Genomic DNA, 21,406 nt, shown 5'->3' with positions numbered 1-21,406 from the left:
TTTTTTTGACCCAATATGAAACACTTAAATGCAAATTAAGTAAATATAAACATAATAAAAGGCTTTCGTTTCTTTAGCGAAAGCCTTTTCATAACGCTGATATATAACAATAATTAATTAATAAACAGAATATTCCTTTTTTTCTTTATTTTTTAATAGTTATTGGCACTAAATTTAACTTGCACGTCATTTGCGCCTTCCCACTCCGTTTTCACCAAGTAAATAATCTCATTTGCTTGTGATTTTGATAATTCTTCTGCCATCACTGTGACAGAAACTTTTTCGCCTTCAGCTCTAACAAAAGCATCCGAATAGCCTAAAGACTTAATGAGCATTTCTAGCATTGCTTCCGTTGATTCTTGTTTAATTAAACCGTCTATTTCGTTATAAGCTTCATTTTTTTCTTCAGCTGTATATTCTTCTGAGCCAATTTTTTGCGTTAGTTGTTCACGTAATTGGCTTCTTTCATCATCTACTTGCATACGCATTTCTTCAAATAAATGACTCGGAGACAATACTTCTTGTGTTGCATCTTTGTTTGTAGCTTCCTGATCTGTAACACCGGTAATTGCTGTTTGTTGTAATGTATCATCCGTAAAAATCGTTAAGCCATTAAATTGTTTTGCAGGGTCTACCAAATAATAAACTGAAATAACTGCTACAAGACTTAATAATGTCATAAACCAAACTGTTCTTCTACGTACGCGCATTTACTTTTCCTCCTTATTTTCCATTGGAACGATAATAATTCGATGAATAGGTAATTGCATCACTTGACTGACGACAGCACGTATTTCATTTTTTACAAAAATATCTGATGCACCTTCTGAAACAATTAGCAATCCTGATACATCTTTTGTACTTTGGTTAGTCCCTCGAAAATACTGGCTAATTAGTTTATTTTCATCTTTAGCATCTGTCATCTCTCCGTAATAAAAATATACTTTTACCTCCCCAACACCTTGCATCGCCCTAAGCGTTTGCTCAAGTTTTTCTTCATTCGTATTCGGTGTTACTTTGTCATTTGTTGAATTCGTTTGATACATAGGAAACACGATGAAAATTCCCACGGAGGCAGCAATCAACATTAAGACGATAAATGACGTTGTTTTTTTTTGTGCCTTTTCCACATCACTTGTACATTGCCTCCTTTCATCTTCTCTTTTTCAAGTGTATGTACGCTTGTTTCTTCCTATGAATTGATAAATGGAATCTTTAATAGCAATTGCAAAAATACTAATGTAATAACTAGTTTTGTTAGTGAAATGATTTGTTGGTCATCTGTTAGAAACACGAAAAGTTGACAAATAAAGAGCAATGCCAATAAAAGAATCAATCTATCTCCCCCCAGCCATCACTTGCACGAAAACGATAAGGAAAAAACAAGAAAACATAAATGAAAAAGCAATTAGAAATGATACTGCACATAACGTAAATAGAGATTTACTAACATGATCAAGCAGTTTACAAATATCATCAAAAGCAATCGGCTCTAAAATAGCGGCTAATAGTTTCAATGAATAGGCACTGACAACAAGCTGGACAGTCGGAATAAACGCTACCGTGATTACGGCGATAAACGCACTTATACTACTAATCGAGGAAGAAAATTGTGTCATATGCTGAAACATCGAGAAACTATCAACAATAAAGGAACCGACTACCGGAATATTTTCTTCAATCAATTTTTTCACTGGCTCCGCTACTGCCTTATTAACACTAAAGGCAGCAACGCCGCTTGCCGACATTAAAATGATGTAGCAAATAACAGAAGCGGAAACAATACTCATAATGGTAAAACGAATCAATTCTGCAATTCGTGAAAAAGATATTTCTTTCACAATGACACTGCTAACATCAAAGACAATAGCAAACAGCACACCAGGTATTAGCCATTTACTACTGACAATCGTTAAGACTTGTACAAAGAAAAGTAGAAAAGGCTGCCAAGAAGCAACGGCCGTTATACTGCTGGACAACAAAAAGCTAGAAGTAAGAATTGGATAAAAAGCCGTGAAAATATGGGATAGTCCCTGTGCAATTTCATCAATGAGTTGAAATGATTTAACGACTACAGGCCCGATCGTGGCTATTACAATAAGAAAGAACAGTATCCTTGTCCCTTTTTCAAATCCTGGTAAAAGCATGTTGACAATTAAAATTATGATGACGTAGCTACACAATATGAGCGTCATCTTGAGCAAGAGAAAAAATGGATCGATGAAAAACGAAAGTAGTTGCTCCTGCACTGGCTTCGCCCCTTAGTTTAACCTTTGTAAAATAGCCGACACCCCCTGTAATACATCCAAAAATTCTTTAAACCAATACATTAAAATAACGATTTTCACAGCATCGAAAACAATACTGCCAAGCACTTTATAACTATGCTCCACAAGTAACATCGACACCCATTGCCCTACGTAAAAAAGGCTAGCACTCATTACAATAGCTTTTGCATATGGCAAAAATGTCAGCAAATCAAGTAATTGTTTAACGAATGGCAATAAGAGTGTCGTGAACAAAAAACCAAACAACAAAAAGGCAAACATCACACTAATGAGCGCGTGGAGTGGCTGTATGACTTCTTTTATAAGCAACAATAAAAGCAGCATGACAACAGCAACAATAACAATTTCCATTTACTTACCCAGATGAGGTCAACCACTGGAAGAATGTTAATATCTCAGTAAAAAATAGACGTAAAAATCGGAGTAATTCTGCTGTCATATATAAGTAGGCAATAAAAAATAAGAAAAATGAAAATTCTTTCTTCCCTGTTTGATCAAAAAAAACATGAAGAAGCGCTACTACTAGTCCCACTCCAGCGACTCTTAATACGTCCTGTAATTCCATTCATACGCCCCCTCGTGTACAGCAATATATGTCGCACTCCAATAAAAAAGAACAGAAAAAAAGAACAGTGCCAGTCACTCAAACAATTCAGAATTGTTTGAGTGACTGGCACCTGCCTATACTAATTTTTCTATGATGCTTTTCACTGTGCCCTGTTGGACTAAATGACAATTTTCACCCATCCACATCGATAAATATTGTGGATTTCCTTGCGCTGCGCTTTCTTTGCGAATAGTGGTCGTCAAATGGTGTTGCAATGGGTAAGGTGCTACAACAGCATCCTTCATATTTTCAGTAAAACGATTGGCCAAGCCACGTGCCGCTTTACCAGTAAATGCATACGTTATAGTTGTCTGCTGTGCTTTCGACTGTAAAATTGCATTTTTGTACAGCGGGGATATTTCACATTCATCCGCTACTAATAATGCGGTGCCAACTTGAACGGCCCGAGCCCCAGCTGCTAGTGCACGTTCGACATCATCTTTTGAGACAATACCGCCAGCTGCAATAATCGGTATCGAAATATTGCCTGCCACTTGCTGTAACAAGTTTTCTCTCGTAATTAATTGCAATGGATTAGTAAAAGATCCCCGATGACCACCAGCCTCACCACCTTGTAAAACAACAGCGTCCATGCCAGATTGCTCAACTTGAATCGCTTCGTCTAACGTCGTAGCTGTACCTACAACATAAACATCCTGGTCTTTTAAACGTTGAATCACCTCTGCTGAAGGGATACCAAATGTAAACGAGCAAACTGCTACTTGCTCATCAAGTACTGCTTGTAACTGACCTTCAAATACTTCGTTTGACATGACACTTTGCACAGGTGAGAGCCCTAGCTCGTCATAGTAAGGCTGGAGTGCCATACGCGCTTTTTGAAGGACATCTACATCAATTCGCGGCTCTTCCTGCACAAATAAATTCACTGCGAATGGCTTGTGTGTAAGTTTTTTTACTTCCTGAATAAAACTTCTTGTCTGCTCACCATCTAAATAGCCCGCTCCAATCGATCCCAGAATCCCGATTTCTGCACAGGCAGCTACAAATTTCGGTGTAGTAACACCAGCCATTGGGGCTTGAATAATTGGATATTGCATCTGTAATTGTTGGTACATTGCATTCCCCTCCTTACTATTATTGTAAACGTTATTTCTCAATAAGACCTCCATCAATTTCACCTATTTTTGTAATTGGCGTTTATATGTACTAAAAATAAAAAAACCTACTCTATAAAAGAGTAGGTTTAACTATAAACTTACGCGCGTGACACGTAAGAAGCTTCTGAAGTGTTGATAACTAACATATCACCTTGGTTTACGAAGAAAGGAACTTGCACGATAAGTCCAGTTTCTAGTGTAGCAGGTTTTGTACCGCCTGAAGCTGTATCACCTTTAATACCTGGTTCTGTTTCTGTTACTTCTAATTCAACCGTATTTGGTAATTCAACACCTAGCATTTCACCTTGGTAAGATTGAATATGAACTTCCATGTTTTCTTTAAGGAATTTTAATTCATATTCAATAGCTGCTGAAGCTAGTTCAGTTTGCTCGTATGATTCTAAATCCATAAATACATGCTCATCACCTTGTGCATATAAATATTGCATTTTACGGTTATCAATTTGTGCTTTTTCTACTTTTTCACCAGCACGGAAAGTTTTTTCATTGACAGAACCGTTACGTAAGTTACGTAATTTAGAACGCACGAATGCTGCACCTTTACCTGGTTTAACGTGTTGGAAATCTAACACGCGGTATAATTGGCCATCAACAATAATTGTTAGACCTGTACGAAAATCGTTTACTGAAATCATTTTTGTTCCTCCATTGTTTATAAGATGATGAGTTCTTTAGTCGAATGCGTTAGCAGTTCATTACCGGATTCAGTGATTAAAATATCGTCCTCGATACGTACTCCACCAACTCCTGGTACATAAACACCTGGTTCAATCGTAACGGCCATACCTGGCTCTAATAGCGTCTCAGAACGCTTCGATAAACCTGGCCCTTCATGAACTTCAAGACCAATACCATGTCCTAAAGAATGACCAAATGCCTCACCATAGCCTTTTTCTGTTAAATAGTCGCGTGCAATGGCATCTGCCTGAATACCTGTTAAACCAGGTCCAACTTTTTCAAGAGCTAAAAGTTGAGAGGCAAGTACTGTATTGTACATATCCACTAATTTTTCAGATGGCTCCCCAACTGCCACCGTACGTGTTATATCGGAAATATAACCATTGTAAAGTGCACCATAATCAAGTGTGACAAAGTCGCCTTTTTCAATCACTTTATTTGTAGCAACACCATGTGGAAGTGCTGAGCGAAGACCAGACGCTACAATTGTATCAAATGAGGACTGCGTTGCTCCTTGTTGTCGCATGAAAAACTCTAATTCATTCGAAACCTCAAGCTCTGTTTTACCTGGCTTGATGAAGTCTAAAATATGTGTAAATGCGTGATCGGCAATTTCACACGCAACCTTAATAATATTAATCTCTTGTTCAGTCTTAATCAAGCGAATTTTTTCAATTAATCCAGAAACGGGTACTAAATCAGCTTTAATGACACGATTATATAACTCATATGTGCCAAAGCTTACAGTATCTTTCTCAAATCCCAATGATTTAATACCCATCGCTTGCACTTGCGTCGCAATTTCTTCTAAAAGTGTCGCCTCATGCTGTACAATTGTAAAATCGGTAATTTGTGCAGCTGCTTGCTCTGTATAGCGGAAGTCAGTAATGAATACAGCATCATTTTGTGACACAATTGCAACACCTGCTGTACCTGTAAACCCTGTCATATAGCGACGATTGTAATCGTTCGTAATTAAAATGCCATCGATGTTTTGCTCTTGTAGCGTTTGACGAAGCTTTTGTAATTTCAACATAGTTATTTCTCCCTCTCAATAAAAGTGCGTAGTGCCAGTTCATAGCCTTTCGTACCAAGTCCACTAATCTGACCAAGGCATGCCGGTGCAAGATAAGAATGATGGCGGAAAGCCTCACGTTTGTGGATATTGGAAATATGTACTTCGATTACTGGTACAGCAATCCCTGCAATGGCATCATGTAATGCTACACTGGTATGGGTATAGGCACCTGGATTAAAGATAATGCCATCATACTTTTCGTCTTCTGCTTCATGTACCCAATCCACTAGAACACCTTCATGATTCGATTGACGAAACTCGACTGTAGCACCAAGAGAAGCCGCAAGATTTTGAACATTCTTCTTTACATCGTCTAGTGTTTCATGGCCGTAAATATGCGGTTCACGTTTTCCTAATCGATTTAAGTTTGGTCCATTCAAACATAATAACTTCACGCAGTATTCGCCTCTTTCTATGTACTTGCCTTTTATTTTATCATACCAAAAGCATACAGCAACTAATTTCCTTTTTGTGCTGTATGCTCTTTCTGATGAAAATTAGCTGTTTCAAGTAAAAAGCGCAGTAGGCAAATTACGACAACAATAAAAGGTATGGATAATTTTTTGAAAGATTTCGATTGTAAAGGTAAATCCAAAACAAACCATTCTAATGTTATCGTGACAATAAGCCCTAACAACAAAGAAGTTAACACAGCAGGTATTATATGCGTATAGCGCAAAGTCATATATAAAAAGAAGCCAACGACAAATAGTGCCAATGTTAGAAAACTCCAATGAAACAACTTAGAACTATCCTCGAACAATTCCCATTTTTTATAGAAACCAATCGGATTCCAAGAAATCAAATGAAAATAATGAAGTCCTTTTAAACATAAGGCTAAAACAATGGCATAAACGGCTGCTGTTATTAATCCTGTCTTCATCTAAATCCCTCCTAATTTGACGCTGCTTGCTTGCAAGCTTCGCATTGTTATCGTACTTATCTAACGATGACCACGCTTCCATAAAAACCAAAATAACATGATTAGTGTAACCATTTAGAAAATTTACTATGCGTACCTCTAGAGGTTTTTCGCTAAAAATAGTACAATAATACAGTTGAAATATATAAAGAGAGTGGTGTTAGCCTTGAGCAATTCACCTGTTTACGGGGGACAAGCACAATTAGAAGGTGTGATGTTCGGAGGAAAGGAACATACAATTACTGCCATTCGCCGTAATGATGATTCCATTGATTATTATCATTTTAAAAAAGTTCAAAAACCAATCCTGCAAAAGCTTAAAAAAATTCCATTCGTACGTGGGGTTGTTGCACTTATTGAATCTGCAGGTTTAGGTTCGCGTCATATGCAGTTTTCAGGGGATCGTTATGACGTGACACCAGGTGAAGAAGCAGAACATGTAGAAGAAAGTGGCTCGAAATTGCAAATGATTTTAGGCGTAGCTGTTGTCGGAATCCTTTCCTTTCTATTTGGAAAATTTGCCTTTACGTTAATTCCAGTGTTTATTGCAGATTTCTTTTCAAAATGGATTGATGGCAAAGTAGGACAGGTTCTACTCGAAAGTGGCATTAAGCTTCTTTTACTTCTTACCTACTTATATTTTATTTCTTTAACACCGATTATTAAACGTGTTTTTCAATATCATGGCGCTGAACATAAAGTCATCAATTGCTATGAAGCGGGTATGGAGATAAATGTAAAAAATGTCCAAGCCCAATCTCGTTTACATTATCGTTGCGGTAGTAGCTTTATGTTATTCACAGTCTTTGTTGGCATGTTTTTATATTTCTTTGTACCAACAGATCCACTTTGGTTACGAATTGTAGACCGAATTTTATTAATTCCAGTTGTCTTAGGGGTATCCTTTGAAGTACTTCAGGCGACAAATGCGTGTCGTAATATACCTGTATTACGCTACCTTGGCTATCCAGGTCTATGGTTACAATTGCTAACAACTAGAGAGCCATTAGATGAACAAGTGGAAGTAGCTATTGCCTCATTCAATATGCTACGCCAAGTTGAACAGCAACCTGAAATTGCTGCAACATTAAATCACGACTAATAGGCAGCGACGATTTTTTCCATACAAAAACGCACAATGTGTTGATATAACTGCATTGTGCGTTTTATTTTTTATAATGCTATTGTCATCTCACTAACACGGTGCTTTGCATGCTCATATTCTTCTTGTAATAACGTCATAATTTCACGCATAGATTCTCGTTTTTCAATATTTGTAACACCATGCCCCGCTGACCAAATATCGCGCCAAGCTTTAACATTGACAAGATGTGTTAAATCAATATCTTCTCTAGGCTTTAACGAAGCCGGGTCAATGCCTTCCTTCACTAAAGAAGGAATTAACACATTGACATGGACCCCACTAAACGCATCCGTATACAAAATATCGTCGGTCTGACTGTCGATAACCATCTGTTTATAATCGTCTGGTGCATTGCCTTCATGACAAGCGATAAAACGCGTGCCTAAATAAGCATAATCCGCACCCATAATTTGCGCAGCTAAAATATCTGCTCCACTGGAAATGGACCCAGATAAAATAATGGTTCCAGTAAAAAATTTTTTCACGGCCGATACAAAGCCAAACGGATTAAGCTGTCCACCATGCCCACCAGCTCCTGCGCATACGAGAATCAAACCGTCTACACCGGTTGCGGCTGACTTCTCAGCATGTTTAACGTTTGCCACATCCGCATAAACTTTGCCACCATAACGATGGACAATATCAATGACCCGCTTCGGGTTGCCTAGCGATGTAATCACAATCGGTGGCTCATATTGCTCAATGAGTTGTAAATCTTCTTCAAAACGGGCATTCGCTACTGGATGACAAATAAAATTGACTGCCCAAGGCTCTGATGGCAATGCTTCTTTAATTTCTTGAAGCCACTCGGCACAAGCGGACGCTGGTCTTGCATTTAATAACGGAAACGAGCCAATAGCCCCCGCCCGACTTGCTTCAATGACCATCGCTGGATTGGAAATTAAGAACATCGGCGCTACGATAATTGGTAAACGTGACATATTCTCTCCCCCTTTTTATTAAAGATTCTAGCTAGTTGATGAAATCCCTACTTATTGACATAAATTAATCATTCACAAGATTGGTTTGTAAAACTGTTAAAAACAGACTTATCTTTGTCTTTCACCCAAAAAGAACTGCATACGCAACAATTAATCACCAAACGCAAAGAGTATTTCTACTTCGCAAGCTAACTCACCATCCACTGTCACAATGCCTTTCCCTTTTCCGATAGGTCCTTTTAAGCGAGTAATTTCTACTTCAAGACGTAGTTGATCTCCAGGCTTTACTTGCCGCTTAAAACGACAATTATCTATTCCAGCTAATAGCCCTAATCGTCCTTGATTCCCTTCTTTCGTTAACATCACAACAGCGCTTACTTGCGCTAATGCTTCAACAATTAATACACCGGGCATTATCGGATAATTCGGAAAGTGCCCGTTAAAAAAATCCTCATTGGCAGTGACATTTTTTATTCCAATTGCACGTTTCCCTTCCTCTAATTCCACTATTTTGTCAACTAATAGGAATGGATAACGATGCTGAATGATTTCTTGAACGTTTAAAATATCTAACATTAGTAATTCCCCCATATCCCTTTTATTTAACATCTTACTAATTATTTTATCACCTGATACTAATAGTTAATACTATTTTTTCCTTATGTACGCTATTTTGTCTGCAAAAATCATCCAAATTCGTCACTTCATTGTCCGTAAATAAACGTGCTGAATGTTGGACCATTTCTATATATTCAGCATCATTTAATGTCACCCTATTTTTTAACAAACGATTTAATTTTATCGTTTCGATACTGCCAGATACTTTTGTTTCTTCAGTTAACACATGATAATGAATCCGCATATAGGTCTTTCCTTTATAGGAAATAGAAGCAGTAACTTCACCATTCTCCAGATTAATTCGTGGACCTTTATACCACTGGAAACAAAGAGTGCTTTACAAGCCATACGCTTTCGTAAATAAAATAACGAACAAATAGCAGCTGCCAAAACGATGAGCTTTATTCCATTCCTTGTCGAACGCTTCATTCCTTTGTCCCCCAATGTTCGAAAAAATTTAGCTGAAATAACTTCCTACATATTTACCATAATCGTAACATAAATTCCCAACAAAAAAAATCATCTTACCTCTATAGAGGTAAGATGATTTTACTCAGCTTTATATTACAAACCGCATTTTAATTGTGCACCACAGTTTGTACATGTGTTACAGCCACCCATTTCTTCGACTGTACCTTTGCGACATACTGGGCATGTGTTGCCTACATCCGAGCCAATTACAGTTGTAGACTCAAGAGCTTGAATCGTATCAACCAATACGACTGGACGTTTTGTGTGCTCTTCTACTAATTCTTCTTCAAATGATAATTGATCCATATCATTTTCTTCTGCTTTTAGTGTAAGCACTTGAGAATCACGGCTACCATCCACATAGACTGTACCACCTTTAGCGCCACCTTTATATAGACGCTCGTACACTTTCTCTACTTGTTCTACTGAATAGCCTTTTGGTGCATTCACCGTTTTTGAAATCGATGAATCAATCCATTTTTGAATAATACATTGTACATCCGCATGTGCCTCTGGTTTTAATTCCATTGCCGTAACAAACCATTCTGGTAATTTATCTTCAGATGCTTCTGGATGACGGTCTAAGTATTCTTGCACGATTTCTGCTTTTACTTCAATAAATTTACCAAGACGACCTGAACGGTAGTAAGTGAATGAGAAGTATGGTTCCAGACCAGTAGCTACACCTACCATTGTACCCGTAGAACCTGTTGGTGCTACTGTTAACAGATGCGAGTTACGAATACCTGTTGCTAAAATTTGCTCTTTAATGTGTGCCGGCATTTTTTGCATAAAGCCTGTTTCTGTGAAGGCTTTACGTAAACGCGCTGTTTCTTCCTCTGTCGCTCCTACAAGGAATGGGAAGCTGCCACGTTCTTTCGCTAGCTCTGTTGAAGCCTCGTAAGCTGTTTCTGCAATTGTTTTAAAGATTTCATCTACAAGCGCATTGCCAGCATCTGAGCCATATTCTTTTTCACAGTAAATCAGTAAATCCGCTAAGCCCATTACGCCTAAACCTACACGACGCTCACCAAGAGCTTGGATACGGTTTTCTTCTAGGAAGTAAGGAGTGGCATCGATGACATTATCCTGCATACGGACACCAACACGCACTGTTTCACGTAATGCTTCATAATCCACTGTTTGGTCTTCTTTATTGGCAAACTGTGCTAAGTTGACAGCTGCTAAGTTACAAACTGAATATGGAGCAAGTGGTTGTTCACCACAAGGGTTCGTCGCCACTACACTTTGACCATATGCTTTCGCGTTTGTCATATCGTTAGCATTGTCGATAAAGAAAATACCTGGTTCTGCAGAGTATGTTGCACATACGTTGATTAAATTCCATAATTCTTTTGCTTTAATCGTACGATATGTACGTACTTTGTAGCCCATCTTCTCCCATTCACGCACATCGCCAACTTTATGCCACTCACTGTTGTAAATAGCCATTTCTTCTTTTGTATATTCTTCAACGGCAGGGAAACGCAAATCGAATTCAGCATCCGCTTCCACAGCTTCCATAAATTCTTTCGTTAACGTAACAGAAATATTAGCACCCGTTAAAAACTCTGGGTTGTGCACTGTGTACGTACCACCGTCACGCAATTTATTTTCCGCTTCACGGATAATGCCACTATCGAATCCGCCTAAACCTTCAATGCCTTTATAATTAACAATACCTTGATACATTGCTTCTTCTTGCATTGTAAGCGGCTTAAAGTTTAATTTTTCTTTTGCTAGACGAATAATCGTCTCATCTGCTGTATTTTCCATTAGGTATCGTAAAATACGTGGATTTTGCATTTTTGAAATAATAAATTCCACGATATCAGGATGCCAATCTGCCAGCATTATCATTTGTGCCCCACGCTTTTTTGTTACAAAAAGTATATCGAAATATCTTTTTGATGTGGTCATTTCTGCCACATTCTTATGCTTTCACATAAGATCAGACTATATCATCAAAGAAGGATTTGATTTTTTCATATTTTCGATTGAGTCGTATAGAGCCATACTTGTATAACTGTTGCGCAATCCTTTTCACATCATCTTTACGAGTGATATATAAGTCTACACAACCTTGTTTTGGATAAAGTTTATGGACAGATAAAGCTAGTCTATTTGCATGTAGAAATTGTAGCAACGACAAGAGCATTTGATAATTCCCTGTAAACCCAAGTCGTCTGCGACTTGATATATGACCGTCTGCATCAAAAAAACCTCTTAAATACGCCCATTGTAAATCTTCTCTTGCAAAATTAATCCAACGTTCCATACCTGTTTTTCGTGGTGTAATCCCTAATTTTATTAAATCATTACACATTTCTGTTGAATTAATAGGTAAAGTGTATTTATGTTGTTCATTTGGTGCTGTGCGTGGTCGAAATTTCATTGCTTCTAACATACATAACTCTTTAGCAATATCCTCAAGTAGTTGTCGATCCTGCTCTGCAAGTGATAGCACAAGGCGCTTAGATTTCCCTCGATCAAAAATCGTTCCATCGCCCGTAATATAACCTACGAGATAAGCCTTATTTGCTGTATCCACTTGTTTAAAGTAGTTTTCATTATAAGCGTATTTCTTATTTTTCAGCTTACCCGCTTCACCTGGAGTTCTTGGTTTAAAAAGATGCAATTCTTTGTTCCATTTATGAATTGTTCCTCTACCAATTCCTAGCGTTTTCGCAATATCTACTTGACTCAGTCCATGCTCATGTAACTCAATAATTTTTTGTATCAATCTTTCTTTGTCTCGCGCCTCGTAAGGACGTCTCCGTACATTACGATTTACTTCTTCCATGCTCACACCTCCAACGCGGTTTTAAGTTTAGGAAGTTTCAATAGTCGTTGAACGTTCATCTGCGTTTCCATAGATGCTTCGCTGCTGATTGCCCAATCATTTCTTTTTTTAGCATTCACGTTTAACTTCACAGTTTCCGTTGTAGCAAGAAAAGCTCTCAGGGTGTTCCAGCAATTCACGAGATTTTAATCCCGCCGTTAAGGTTAACGGGATCCACCTTGCTCGACAAGGTGAGTCAGTTTGGCAATATCATCTAGCCATGACACGGAACCTGAAGATTTACCGTTTACGCCACGCGCTAATGTATTGCGAGGACGAAGTGTTGAACCATTCGTTCCTACACCACCACCACGGCTCATAATTTCCATTACTTGCTTACGGTGATCACTAATACCTTCACGAGAATCTGCAACAAATGGCATAACATAGCAGTTAAAGAATGTTACATCTGTTTGCGAACCTGCTCCATAAATAACACGGCCAGCCGGCACAAACTTTAATGAAACAAGCTGCTTATAAAATTTCTCAAACCATTCTTGGCGCTTTTCTGCTGTTTTTTCTACTGATGCAAGCCCAGTTGCATTTCGTTTTGCAATTTGCTCATAAAAAATTTCAAGAGGCTTTTCTAGCACGTCAATTGAACGTGTGATCACACCTGTTTCTTGTTCTGTTGGATCATCTAATGCGCTACGGTAGTCTTCCTCAATCAATATGTCCGCTGTTTTTGAAGACATATCAAGACGTTGTATTGTTCCTAAACCACGTGCGGGGAATTTTGGATCTGCTTTTACTGTTAATACGACGAAATCACCAGCTTTAAGTGTTTTCTTTTCCGTATCCTTAAAGGAGTAGCGATCGATCATCACAAGTCTTGAAACACCTTTATGCGTTATGTGCATATCAGGCGTCACAGGGTGAACCTGTGGGAATTGCTCAATATCTTTGTTTAACTGTTCAATTTGTTTGTTTACATCGGGTTGATGATTTGTAAGTACCATCGTTTTGCCTCCCCTACAAAATTAAATACACAATATCATGTGTTAGTGAACACTACATATTGTGTATGTTGCTTTTAAAAAGATACTATATATAGTTTTATAATTCAACTCTTGCAATTTCGAGTAGATTGGTTACTGCTTGCCATTACAAGGTTTAAACGTTGAAAAAATATTTTTCTTATACCATATTTTACTTTTTAAAGTTCCAATCGTCATGCGCATATTTTTTTTCTGCTAACTCATGCACATATTTTAATTGCTCCTCAGAAAGTGTAAATGGTTTTAATTCAATTTGCAACGATTTTGCAAAACCATCGCGAAAAGCTTCGACACATTGTTCAATTGTAACGGGTTCTTTTACCAAACTATTTATGGCAACTGCCTTTTCTGGTAGTTTTTTGCGCATACGTTCTTTAACCGCTTCACTAGAAAAATTAAAAACAGATAATAGTTTTTCCTGATCGAGATCAAGTAAAATGGCACCATGCTGCAAAATAACACCTTTTTGACGTGTTTGTGCACTACCTGCTATTTTTTTACCCTCTACGACAAGCTCATACCAACTCGGTGCATCAAAGCACACGGCACTTTTTGGTTGTTTCAAATCCGCTCTTTTTTCCTCTGTGTCAGGCACACTAAAATAGGCATCCATCCCTAAATTATGAAAGCCCTCTAAAATCCCTTCACTTAGTACACGATATGCCTCTGTCACGGATTCCGGCATATTCGGATAGCTTTCGCTAACAATCACACTATATGTCAACTCATGTTCATGCAAAACTGCTCGACCGCCTGTTGGTCGACGAACAAAACCTAGTCCTTGTTCACGCACTGCCTGTAAATTTATATCTCTTTTTGCTTGTTGAAAATAACCAATTGATAATGTCGCTGGCTCCCACTCATAAAAACGAATAACTGGAGGAATTAAACCCTCACTATGCCAATCAAGTAAAGCCTCATCTAGTGCCATATTAAAAGAAGGACTACATTTTCCTGAATTTAGAAAATACCAAGTTGTCATTACGTCATCTCCTACATTTATAGATCATTTCTAGCCACAATCTAGTTAATTTTATCAAACTCATTGGACTATCGCTAGCGCATCTTTTATAATAATAAAGAAGATAGAAAGGGGTAAGAAGAAATTGGATATACTTATCACAATTGCTGTACTTTTAGTAGTTACAATTGCATATATCGCTATTAATGCAATGCGTCTAAAAAAAGCCGTAACCAACCTAACACAAGAACAATTTATTGAAGGCTACCGTAAAGCACAATTAATCGATGTGCGCGAACAAAAAGAATTTGATGCAGGTCATATTCTTGGAGCACGAAACGTTCCTTCTACAGCATTACGTCAACGTTATAAAGAAATTCGCCCAGATTTACCAGTATATTTATACTGTCAAAATACAGGCCGTAGCGCTCGTGCTGCTCTTTATCTTAAAAAACGTGGTTACAATCAAATTTACCAGTTAGAAGGCGGTTTCCGTAATTGGACTGGTAAAATTAAAACAAAAAAATAATAAATAATGCGAATGCAAGAAGGCAAATGCGACTATTTTGCATAGTCCTTTTATCAGAGAAGCATGCTTCAATTTCGCACAAAAAAGAATCCATCCTCATGCCTTGGGGATGGATTCTTTTTGCTAATTTTCAGAGTTTCTTCTATATAATAGTAGTTGTCTAACGACTAACTTTGTCAGTTATATCCTTCCGCTCCTTCAACAACTACTGGACTGTAGTCACTTTCAGCATTTTCAAGCAAGATTGTGTCGTCATTGTGGACTTTCACGAATATCCCACCCCTGCGCCTTCGTTCAAAAATTTTTAATATCAATTGCAAATAAATTAGTTCATTCGTCGACCTCTACTCTCCATCATCACGATTCACCTTATGTAACGGTTTAAGGTTAGGATGAGACAATTCTAGGAAAACGTCTAAACGTTTATATGGTTACTAGAAATACTATATGTCCAAAATCACTATCTTTCGTAACAAATTGATCCACATAAGCTCAATTTTTCTCTATTTGTTGTAAACAACTGAAATTTTCCCTTGAATTATTCCCTTGTCATTGTTAGGATAAATAATATCTTAAAATAATGTATAGATTAAGCTATGAATGCTATGGATCAAACTATAGCAGGAGCATTTCTGGAGAGAGCGCAATTTGCGTCGCCGAAGGGTTCACTATCTCAGGCAAAAGGACAGAGGAGTAATATCAACTTTCATCATGAAAGCTATACCACACGAATGTTGTATTTATTTTTAACGAACCAACCTTTCGAACATGGTAATTGTTATTCTGACGTTTATGAGACTAGTGTCGCTACTAGTCTCTTTTTATTTTCCAGATACCGCTTCTACGCAACCTATGGGGGAATGAACGTGGAACAACAACAATTAAAACGGGATTTAAAAAATCGCCATGTGCAACTGATTGCCATCGGGGGCACTATTGGTACAGGCTTATTTTTAGGTGCAGGTAAAGCAATTTCTTTAGCTGGGCCCTCTATTATATTGGCCTATCTTATTGTCGGCACTGCTCTATTTTTTGTTATGCGAGCATTAGGCGAACTATTGCTCTCAAACGCTGGCTATACTTCTTTTACCGATTTTGCTAGCGAGTACATCGGTTCATGGGCAGGATATGTTACAGGCTGGACGTATTGGTTTTGCTGGATTATGACTGCGATGGCTGATATTATCGCCGTTGGTGTCTACACTCAATATTGGTTTAATATTCCGCAATGGGTACCTGCTATCGGCTGTCTAGTACTACTGTTATTTCTAAATTTATTGTCTGTAAAACTATTTGGGGAACTCGAATTTTGGTTTGCTCTTATTAAAGTTGTCACTATCGTTGCCCTAATAATTATTGGATTATTCATGCTATTTACAGGCTTTCAAACAAGCTCTGGCACAGTATCAATAAATAACCTTTGGGCACATGGCGGACTGTTTCCTAACGGTATTTATGGCTTCCTAATGGCTTTCCAAATGGTTGTCTTCGCATTTGTCGGGGTTGAATTAGTCGGTGTTTCTGCTGCTGAAACGGCTGATCCGCAGAAAAATATACCATCTGCCATTAATAAAATTCCATTACGAATTTTATTATTTTATATAGGAGCACTAGCCATCATATTATGCATTAATCCATGGTATGAAATGTCTGCTGCAAGCAGTCCTTTCGTACAAGTCTTTACATTGGCTGGGATACCAATCGCCGCGGGTATTATTAATTTCGTCGTTCTGACATCTGCGGCATCAGCAGGCAACAGCGGTCTATTTTCGACAAGTCGTATGCTTTATAATCTTGGTCGTCAGAAGCAAGCATCCGCTTCATTCGCAAAGCTAAATAAAAACAGTGTACCAAGTAACGCACTTGTTGTTTCTGCCATTGTTGTATCAGTCGGCGCATTGCTAAGTAAGCTGATGCCCGAAAATGCCTTTAGCATCGTCACAACAATTAGTGCCATCTGTTTTATTTGGGTTTGGAGTATTATTTTAATCTCCCATATTATTTATAAACGCAAAAATCGTGCACTACACGAAGCATCGATTTTCAAAGCACCATTGACACCTTTTGTGAACTATTTAGTGCTCGCTTTCTTCGCTTTTTTATTAGTGATAATGTTAATTTCTGAGGCAACTAGAACTGCTCTGTTACTAACACCCATCTGGTTTATCGGACTTTTCATTCTATACAAACGTAAAAAAAGTCAACAATAAACTTCACTATTTTGAATAAAGTACATGATAAGCCAAGACGCAATCGCTAAACATTACGTCTTGGCTTTCATTATTAACAATCCCCAATCTTCCACCACTTCCATACAATGAAAAACTATGAAACTTATATTGCTTTCGCAGACATAACCCATTTCACCTTATATTTCCTTAGCATAATAAAAGTCTCCCCTCTCACATACATCATGTTTAAGAATAGAAAATAGAATAAAAAAAATTGACGATTATTGAGACTGAATAACATTCAGAAAAAATAGTACTCACTCATTTATTTTTTATTTCGAATTTTCTGCTTTTTTTATAATGTCTCTAAGAAATTAGTTGGGGGTGATTTTATGCTACCAGCATTTCGTAATGGCGATCGCTAATATTAGCATTTTGTAAAGCCTATATCGTTAATTTAGAATTCATTGCAATGAAGCAAAACAGGAAGAATTTCATTCTTTCTGTTTTGTTTTCAATCTTCGAACGGAGGTATATTTCGATGACTCTATTAAAAATAAAAAAAACTTTACAGCCTATAATAGTAGAAGAAAAAATAATCTTTGGTTTTGGTCAAGGTGGAATTGAACGGTCAATTGAAAAAAGCAAACTAAATATTGATATTCTAAAAGTACTAAATGGTGAAAAAGAGCGTGAACAATTAACAATAAGTACCGAAGAATTTAATAATAAAGTAAAAGAGCTAAAAGATTTAGGTCTACTTACTTTCAATGATTATGATAAACAATATAAATATTCACGCAATATCAATTTCTTCGAATGGATGGATACTTCAAATAATACGGACCCTTCAATTTATCAGAGAAAATTAAATAATGCACATGTTTTAATTGTTGGTTTAGGTGGAATTGGTGCCAATGTATGCGAAATATTAGCTAGATTGGGTATTCAAACATTCACAATCATTGATAATGATCGAATAGATGAAACAAATTTAACTAGACAGGGTACATATTTTAAAGAAGACATAGGAAAAAATAAAGTAGACATCGTTGAAAAATATATAAAAAAATAGATTCAAAAATAAGAGTGAATAAAATAAATAAATACTTAGCTACAAAAAATGACTTGCAGGAAATTTACGAAAAATATAACTTTGATATTTCGATTTGTTGTGCAGACACCCCAAAGCACGAAATTGACGCATGGTTTGATGATTTATCAATAGCGTTTAATAAACCTTTTATTTCAGGTTCCTATGCTTCTACAGTTATCAACACTTTTTGTATGTATCCAAATTTAACGATTACAAGCTCTGAATTGTATGGAGAGCAAGGTGCACCAAGAGAACAACTTTTGGAAAACATTACATTCCCGACAAGTGTTATAGCACCTGTAACTTACATGGCAGCAGGCTTAATTTCCTATCAAGCTTTCAGCGTTATTACAAAACTAAATTATAAACCAGAGGCAATTCAAATCGATTTATTTAATTGGGATGTATATAAATATGACCTTAAGAAAAAATAACAACTTTATTTACTTAATTTCCGGGAGAGTGATAACAAATTTTGGAGATAGCTTATATACTGTTGTTTTAACCTATATAACCATCTCTCTATATAATTTAGGTGCAAATGCTTTGGCTCTCTTCGGATTAATCGCCTTTTTCCCCTCACTAATTAACTTTGCCTTTGGATCTTTCATAGATAACTGTAGAAATAAAAAAAGCTTACTAATCACTTTTGAAATTGTCCAATTATTATCCATCACAGGCATCTTATGCACAGTATACTTTAGATTCGATATGCTATTCATTTTCATATGCCACTTTATATTTTCATTTGCAAACACATTGATTTATCCCGTACAATCCAGTTTTATTCCTCAAATTCTACACTATAAAAAAACAGATATCGAAAAATCTGTTTATGCTATGAATATTACAAATAATACCGTTGATATAGTATCAAATTTTTTATCATCAATTATTCTTATATATATGTCTGTCATCAGTATACTCATACTTGACATGTTTACGTTCATCTTATGTATTGCACTATTCTTAAGAATATCTGTAAAAAATATTGGTTATACGCCACCTAATAACAATCATCTTCAAGAAAAAGCGAATGATAAAAATGATATATTGTTTGCCTTTACATATTTTTGGCGAAAAAAGACACCATCTCGCATTGTTGTCATGGAAGGTATTTTAAGCGGGCTTACAACAATGGTTATGCGTATTGTAGGTGCTTATCTTGTAATACTAAATATTGGCGTTGAATATTTAGGCGTTCTTTTAGCAATCCAGAGAGGATCAGAGCTAATTGGCGTATTTCTGTCCAACCAGATTAGAATGCCTTTTCAAAACTTTTTCATGATTGATTATCTAGTATCAGGCGTTGCGATTACAATGATAGCTTTCATAGATAGCATAGCTATAAAAACCGTACTCTTCGCCTTAACATTTGTATTAATCGGTATGTCAGGGACAGTTTATGGGAAAATGATCTATCATTTTTATGAATATCAACATATTGGTAAAGTGACTTCTGTAATCAATACCGTTTCGTCCTTCGCTATTGTTACATGCTTGGTCATACCTATGATCTATGATGATGTAGTAAATTTAATTATTATCACAGGAATTATTACTATTGTGTTTGGTATGTATCTTCTATTTTTCAATAGATCAAATGATTGTGTAGAAAGGATTTCATAACTATTGTCCTCCTTCCTAGGCTAGGAAACTATATAACCGTTCATTAAATTAGCTCTAGCGAGGACCATTCCCATTTAATTACGATGCAGCAAGGGGACTGCTTATCATTGTGTTGTGGAATAGGAAGTAGGGATAGTGCTGTTGAACGGCATCCATCTCCTGCTACAAATAAAAATAGCGTAGCTAAGCCTCTTTGCTTAACTACGCTATTTGTCTACTTTCTTAAAAAATCGTCATATTCCACTCTGTCGCAATATGCTTTAATAATTTTACACCTGCTACACTATTTCCTATGTCATCAATCGCAGGTCCATAAATACCGATACCACAACCTGTCGGAAAAGGTGAATCTAAGCCTGCGTGACTCGGAACAGCCGCAACAATGGCACCAGAGACGCCACTTTTAGCGGGCAAGCCAATAAATGCCGCGAATTTACCTGATGCATTATACATTCCACACGTCACCATTAATGCCTTTGCCAGTTTTGCCACTTGCTTTGGAAAAAGCTGTGTTTTGGATTGCGGGTGATAGCCATCATTCGCAATCACCAATCCAATTATGGCCAAATCTGAAACATTCACCTCAATGGCACATTGTCTCAAGTAAACTTCCAACGCCTCTTCTACAGGGCAATCTAAAAAGCCCGAGTCCATTAAATAATATGCTAATGAACGATTACGATTAGCAGTATGCCATTCCGATTGAAAGACCTCTTCATTTACCTTTAATTGCTTGCCAATTATCTGCTCTAAAAAAGAGAGGATTTTTGACACCTTCTCCTGTGGAGAATTTCCAGCTAGCATAGAAGAAACGGTAATGGCTCCTGCATTAATCATTGGATTAAATGGTTTGCCCGGTTGATGACTTTCTAAACGAATTATAGAATTGAATGTATCACCTGTAGGCTCAACATCTACTCGCTCTAACACATAAGGTAATCCCCGATCCATACACGCTAAAATAAAGGTCACAACTTTTGACACACTTTGCAGCGTAAAAAGTTCGGTTACATCTCCCCCCTTTAGTTCTTCATTATTCGGTCCAATAATTGAAATCGCCAAATGTTGCGGATCTTTTTGAGCTAAAGCAGGAATATAGCTTGCACATTTCCCCTCTTGTGCAAATGGACGAAAATCCTCCACCCACTTTGCCATATGAGGTTGATGGGCATTGTTAAAATTATTGTTTGTATGATTAGTCAGCATTGCGTTATTCTCTCCTCTTACATCACTTGCCGTGTTCTATAGATACTGCTATAACTCGCGCTAGATTTTTTATAAATCAACTTATTCA

21 protein-coding genes, 3 pseudogenes and 1 riboswitch are annotated in these 21,406 nt (G+C 37.1%); of the genes and pseudogenes, 5 read left to right on the top strand and 19 right to left on the bottom strand.

Features of this window, described 5'->3' with window-relative positions:
• Positions 1–152 precede the first annotated feature (152 nt).
• From ACIQXI_RS03320 to ACIQXI_RS03270, 11 genes are all read right to left on the bottom strand, one after another.
• Complete coding sequence (locus ACIQXI_RS03320) at positions 153–710, bottom strand: SpoIIIAH-like family protein (protein ID WP_402921621.1); 558 nt, start codon at positions 708–710, stop codon at positions 153–155.
• Complete coding sequence (locus ACIQXI_RS03315; protein ID WP_402921619.1) at positions 711–1,130, bottom strand: hypothetical protein; 420 nt, start codon at positions 1,128–1,130, stop codon at positions 711–713.
• 62 nt (positions 1,131–1,192) lie between these two features.
• Complete coding sequence (locus ACIQXI_RS03310; RefSeq protein ID WP_402921617.1) at positions 1,193–1,336, bottom strand: hypothetical protein; 144 nt, start codon at positions 1,334–1,336, stop codon at positions 1,193–1,195.
• A gap of 1 nt (position 1,337) precedes the next feature.
• On the bottom strand, positions 1,338–2,249 hold the full coding sequence (locus tag ACIQXI_RS03305) for a stage III sporulation protein AE (RefSeq protein WP_402921615.1): 912 nt from the start codon (positions 2,247–2,249) through the stop codon (positions 1,338–1,340).
• A gap of 12 nt (positions 2,250–2,261) precedes the next feature.
• Positions 2,262–2,639 (bottom strand): hypothetical protein, encoded by a 378-nt coding sequence (locus ACIQXI_RS03300; RefSeq protein ID WP_402921613.1) that lies wholly within the window; start codon positions 2,637–2,639, stop codon positions 2,262–2,264.
• A gap of 4 nt (positions 2,640–2,643) precedes the next feature.
• Complete coding sequence (locus ACIQXI_RS03295) at positions 2,644–2,853, bottom strand: hypothetical protein (protein ID WP_008179863.1); 210 nt, start codon at positions 2,851–2,853, stop codon at positions 2,644–2,646.
• A 116-nt stretch (positions 2,854–2,969) separates the two neighbouring features.
• Positions 2,970–3,971, bottom strand: a complete 1,002-nt coding sequence (locus ACIQXI_RS03290; protein WP_402921611.1) for an NAD(P)H-dependent flavin oxidoreductase — start codon at positions 3,969–3,971, stop codon at positions 2,970–2,972.
• Positions 3,972–4,111: 140 nt separating this feature from the next.
• Positions 4,112–4,669, bottom strand: a complete 558-nt coding sequence (gene efp / locus ACIQXI_RS03285) for an elongation factor P (RefSeq protein WP_339258696.1) — start codon at positions 4,667–4,669, stop codon at positions 4,112–4,114.
• A gap of 17 nt (positions 4,670–4,686) precedes the next feature.
• Positions 4,687–5,748 carry a M24 family metallopeptidase gene (locus ACIQXI_RS03280; protein ID WP_402921609.1) on the bottom strand — a complete coding sequence of 354 codons (1,062 nt, stop codon included), beginning with the start codon at positions 5,746–5,748 and terminating at the stop codon, positions 4,687–4,689.
• 2 nt (positions 5,749–5,750) lie between these two features.
• Entirely contained in the window at positions 5,751–6,185 is a 435-nt protein-coding gene (aroQ, locus tag ACIQXI_RS03275) for a type II 3-dehydroquinate dehydratase (protein ID WP_402921607.1), read from the bottom strand.
• Between the two features lie 62 nt (positions 6,186–6,247).
• Entirely contained in the window at positions 6,248–6,673 is a 426-nt protein-coding gene (locus tag ACIQXI_RS03270; protein WP_402921605.1) for a hypothetical protein, read from the bottom strand.
• Between the two features lie 205 nt (positions 6,674–6,878).
• On the opposite strand from ACIQXI_RS03270, the gene ACIQXI_RS03265 reads away from it, so the two are divergent.
• Positions 6,879–7,814 (top strand): DUF1385 domain-containing protein, encoded by a 936-nt coding sequence (locus tag ACIQXI_RS03265; RefSeq protein WP_402921603.1) that lies wholly within the window; start codon positions 6,879–6,881, stop codon positions 7,812–7,814.
• A 71-nt stretch (positions 7,815–7,885) separates the two neighbouring features.
• Here the strand turns inward: ACIQXI_RS03265 and ACIQXI_RS03260 are convergent, their stop codons facing one another.
• The 7 genes and pseudogenes from ACIQXI_RS03260 to ACIQXI_RS03230 all read right to left on the bottom strand — a co-directional run bounded on the left by ACIQXI_RS03260 (position 7,886) and on the right by ACIQXI_RS03230 (position 14,708).
• A complete protein-coding gene (locus ACIQXI_RS03260) occupies positions 7,886–8,797 on the bottom strand; it encodes an NAD(P)H-dependent flavin oxidoreductase (RefSeq protein ID WP_402921601.1) in 912 nt (303 codons plus the stop codon).
• 150 nt (positions 8,798–8,947) lie between these two features.
• Positions 8,948–9,373, bottom strand: coding sequence for a 3-hydroxyacyl-ACP dehydratase FabZ (fabZ, locus tag ACIQXI_RS03255; RefSeq protein WP_402921599.1), 426 nt, complete (start codon positions 9,371–9,373; stop codon positions 8,948–8,950).
• Between the two features lie 49 nt (positions 9,374–9,422).
• Positions 9,423–9,659, bottom strand: a complete 237-nt coding sequence (locus ACIQXI_RS03250) for a hypothetical protein (RefSeq protein WP_402921597.1) — start codon at positions 9,657–9,659, stop codon at positions 9,423–9,425.
• A gap of 320 nt (positions 9,660–9,979) precedes the next feature.
• Positions 9,980–11,761, bottom strand: a pseudogene (locus ACIQXI_RS03245) (vitamin B12-dependent ribonucleotide reductase); the annotation flags it as partial.
• Between the two features lie 76 nt (positions 11,762–11,837).
• Complete coding sequence (locus tag ACIQXI_RS03240; RefSeq protein ID WP_402921595.1) at positions 11,838–12,689, bottom strand: LAGLIDADG family homing endonuclease; 852 nt, start codon at positions 12,687–12,689, stop codon at positions 11,838–11,840.
• A 206-nt stretch (positions 12,690–12,895) separates the two neighbouring features.
• Positions 12,896–13,687, bottom strand: a pseudogene (locus ACIQXI_RS03235) (ribonucleotide reductase N-terminal alpha domain-containing protein); the annotation flags it as partial.
• A 190-nt stretch (positions 13,688–13,877) separates the two neighbouring features.
• Positions 13,878–14,708, bottom strand: coding sequence for a lipoate--protein ligase family protein (locus ACIQXI_RS03230; RefSeq protein ID WP_402921594.1), 831 nt, complete (start codon positions 14,706–14,708; stop codon positions 13,878–13,880).
• Positions 14,709–14,832: 124 nt separating this feature from the next.
• On the opposite strand from ACIQXI_RS03230, the gene ACIQXI_RS03225 reads away from it, so the two are divergent.
• The 4 genes and pseudogenes from ACIQXI_RS03225 (at position 14,833) to ACIQXI_RS03210 (ending at position 20,112) form a co-directional block, all read left to right on the top strand.
• Positions 14,833–15,216, top strand: a complete 384-nt coding sequence (locus tag ACIQXI_RS03225) for a rhodanese-like domain-containing protein (RefSeq protein WP_402921592.1) — start codon at positions 14,833–14,835, stop codon at positions 15,214–15,216.
• 622 nt (positions 15,217–15,838) lie between these two features.
• A riboswitch (glycine riboswitch) is annotated at positions 15,839–15,915 on the top strand.
• A 167-nt stretch (positions 15,916–16,082) separates the two neighbouring features.
• Entirely contained in the window at positions 16,083–17,426 is a 1,344-nt protein-coding gene (locus ACIQXI_RS03220; protein ID WP_402921590.1) for an amino acid permease, read from the top strand.
• Between the two features lie 433 nt (positions 17,427–17,859).
• Positions 17,860–18,917: pseudogene (locus ACIQXI_RS03215) on the top strand (ThiF family adenylyltransferase).
• Positions 18,898–20,112 carry an MFS transporter gene (locus tag ACIQXI_RS03210; RefSeq protein ID WP_402921588.1) on the top strand — a complete coding sequence of 405 codons (1,215 nt, stop codon included), beginning with the start codon at positions 18,898–18,900 and terminating at the stop codon, positions 20,110–20,112. The pseudogene ACIQXI_RS03215 and the gene ACIQXI_RS03210 overlap by 20 nt, the downstream one beginning before the upstream one ends.
• Before the next feature lie 222 nt (positions 20,113–20,334).
• Here the strand turns inward: ACIQXI_RS03210 and ACIQXI_RS03205 are convergent, their stop codons facing one another.
• The gene (locus ACIQXI_RS03205; protein ID WP_402921586.1) at positions 20,335–21,318 is read right to left on the bottom strand and encodes a glutaminase; all 984 of its coding nucleotides are present in this window, start codon (positions 21,316–21,318) and stop codon (positions 20,335–20,337) included.
• Positions 21,319–21,406 lie beyond the last annotated feature (88 nt).

It is taken from the genome of Lysinibacillus sp. NPDC097195 (genome assembly GCF_044762075.1).
GTDB lineage: Bacteria > Bacillota > Bacilli > Bacillales_A > Planococcaceae > Lysinibacillus.
Note: the sequence above shows the minus strand (reverse complement) of the source record. Positions and strands in the feature narration are given on the sequence as shown.

Coding starts and splice junctions, on each gene's coding strand:
- ACIQXI_RS03240 (WP_402921595.1), bottom strand. CDS start 12,689: ATGGAAGAAGTAAATCGTAATGTACGGAGACGTCCTTACGAGGCGCGA.
- ACIQXI_RS03210 (WP_402921588.1), top strand. CDS start 18,898: ATGACCTTAAGAAAAAATAACAACTTTATTTACTTAATTTCCGGGAGA.
- ACIQXI_RS03270 (WP_402921605.1), bottom strand. CDS start 6,673: ATGAAGACAGGATTAATAACAGCAGCCGTTTATGCCATTGTTTTAGCC.
- fabZ (WP_402921599.1), bottom strand. CDS start 9,373: ATGTTAGATATTTTAAACGTTCAAGAAATCATTCAGCATCGTTATCCA.
- ACIQXI_RS03230 (WP_402921594.1), bottom strand. CDS start 14,708: ATGACAACTTGGTATTTTCTAAATTCAGGAAAATGTAGTCCTTCTTTT.
- ACIQXI_RS03250 (WP_402921597.1), bottom strand. CDS start 9,659: ATGCGGATTCATTATCATGTGTTAACTGAAGAAACAAAAGTATCTGGC.
- ACIQXI_RS03300 (WP_402921613.1), bottom strand. CDS start 2,639: ATGGAAATTGTTATTGTTGCTGTTGTCATGCTGCTTTTATTGTTGCTT.
- ACIQXI_RS03295 (WP_008179863.1), bottom strand. CDS start 2,853: ATGGAATTACAGGACGTATTAAGAGTCGCTGGAGTGGGACTAGTAGTA.
- ACIQXI_RS03205 (WP_402921586.1), bottom strand. CDS start 21,318: ATGCTGACTAATCATACAAACAATAATTTTAACAATGCCCATCAACCT.
- ACIQXI_RS03320 (WP_402921621.1), bottom strand. CDS start 710: ATGCGCGTACGTAGAAGAACAGTTTGGTTTATGACATTATTAAGTCTT.
- efp (WP_339258696.1), bottom strand. CDS start 4,669: ATGATTTCAGTAAACGATTTTCGTACAGGTCTAACAATTATTGTTGAT.
- ACIQXI_RS03280 (WP_402921609.1), bottom strand. CDS start 5,748: ATGTTGAAATTACAAAAGCTTCGTCAAACGCTACAAGAGCAAAACATC.
- ACIQXI_RS03290 (WP_402921611.1), bottom strand. CDS start 3,971: ATGTACCAACAATTACAGATGCAATATCCAATTATTCAAGCCCCAATG.
- ACIQXI_RS03260 (WP_402921601.1), bottom strand. CDS start 8,797: ATGTCACGTTTACCAATTATCGTAGCGCCGATGTTCTTAATTTCCAAT.